Source organism: Actinomycetota bacterium, assembly GCA_005774595.1.
Classification (GTDB): Bacteria; Actinomycetota; Coriobacteriia; order Anaerosomatales; family D1FN1-002; genus D1FN1-002.
This window is the reverse complement of sequence record VAUM01000364.1, coordinates 1-1,732: the sequence shown is the minus strand read 5'-3', so window position 1 is coordinate 1,732 and position 1,732 is coordinate 1. Positions and strand designations below refer to the sequence as shown.

Annotated in this window: 2 protein-coding genes; both read right to left on the bottom strand. The window is 70.1% G+C overall.

Going from position 1 to position 1,732, the window contains the following annotated elements; genetic code table 11:
• Positions 1-1,350: cell wall-binding repeat-containing protein (locus tag FDZ70_10120; protein TLM67589.1), on the bottom strand; the 1,350-nt coding region annotated here is incomplete at its 3' end.
• A 130-nt stretch (positions 1,351-1,480) separates the two neighbouring features.
• A partial coding sequence (locus tag FDZ70_10115) for a cell wall-binding repeat-containing protein (GenBank protein TLM67588.1) occupies positions 1,481-1,732 on the bottom strand: 252 nt, incomplete at its 5' end.

Genomic DNA, 1,732 nt, shown 5'->3' with positions numbered 1-1,732 from the left:
GCCATAGACGCGCAGCGCCTCGGCTCCACTGCCGTCGCCCTCGCAGTCGAGAAGGTACGCCTGCGTCGCATCGGGGATGACATACGACTCCATCAGGACGAGTCCGCCGCCGTGAGCGCCCGCGGCGACGCCACCACCCAATCCGTCCGCGAAGCCCCGCCCGTTCGCCACCCCTATGAAGCGGTGCCCGATCAAGCCCGCGCTCACGCCGCTGTTCGCGACCGCGCGTGCCGTCTCGAAGCGGTTGTTCCCGGCCACCCGGGACGTCGCGGAGCCCAGCACCGCCTCCACCTGGTTCTCCGCGGTGGTGCTGACCGCGCCGGTGCCCCCCACGATGACGACCCGCTGCACTCCTACCGCGTCGATCGCCGCCAGCGTCGCCGAATGCGCGGCTTCCTTGGGAGTGAGCAGGATCGGCCGGTGTCCCGCGTACGCGAGTGGCGAGACCGCCAAGGCGTCCACGAAGTTGACGCCGGATACCAGGTACGCGTCGGGCAAGTCGGTCCCCAGTTCGGAACTCATCTCCTCGGCGATCAGCTTGGCGGTGTCGTACCGGCTGGCTCCGGCGATGCGCGTCACGCCGCCTGTGAGGCCCGGCCGTGCCGCGATGAGATCCTCCACGCCATCGGATACAGCCGCGGCGCCACCGACGATGATCGCCTGTGTCGCCCCGAGCCGGTCGATCTCGGCGGACACGACGGCCGGAAGCGAGGTGGGCGGCACCAGCAGCAGCGGGGCGTCGTACGCTCCGCACAGCCCGGCTGCGGCGAGGGCGTCGGGGAAGTTCGCGCCCGACGCGATCACGACCGTGCCCGACCCGCTCGCGAAGGCGTCCTGCGACGCCCGAACGGCGGTGGCGTACCGATCGGCGCCGGCCAGACGCGCCGTCCCAGCAGTGGTGCCGGGATCGGTCATGGAGACGTTGAGCGTGTAGCTCCCGCCATCGAACGCGTAGATGCCCAGGTGATAGATCTTCGGCGAGTAGCGAGGCAGGCTCACCGTGTGAGAGATCGACTCCGTGCCCGCGCCCACGTCGTCCGCGATGCCGATGAGGTTGTCGTCATCGTCGACGATCACCAGGATGAAGTCCGTACCGGCGCCTCCGGTCACGGAGACGTTGATGGTCTGATTCGTGAACAGACGAAGGTCGTACTCACCGATGTCATCCGTGGCGAGCGACCCGGACGTGCGCAGACTCGACAGCCCCACGTTGAATTCCAGCGCCTGGACGCCCGCCGCGGTCACGCCGTCCGCGAGCGTCCACGACACCGCGGATGCGGATCCCGGCAACATGAGCGCCACGCAGACAGCCAACGCCAAGATCTGAGCACAACGACGCTTCCCCGGCATACAGCGACCTCCCACTCGAATGGATGGCTCCAGTTCTGGAAGATACTACATGGCAGCCCGCGGAGCCAAACGGCGCGACGGGCGGTGCCGGCGCGCGAAGCGGGCGGCGTACGCGGAGCGAGTGCGCCGCCTAGAACCTCGCGCCCGTCAGCTGGTCGAACGCCGTGAGCGTGGCCGGCCAGACCGCGCCCGCGCCGCCGAAGACGTACGCGCGGGTCAGGCCCTCGGTCCCGGCGCCGCAGTAGTCCTCGCCCGGGTCGACGCCGTCGAACGGGTCGAGCCGCGCCTCGATGTACGGCGAGACACGCCACGGCTCGGTGAGCAGCAGCGGATGCCCGGCGAGGCCGCAGAAGACGCCGCCGGCCAGCGCGTCGGGGAACGC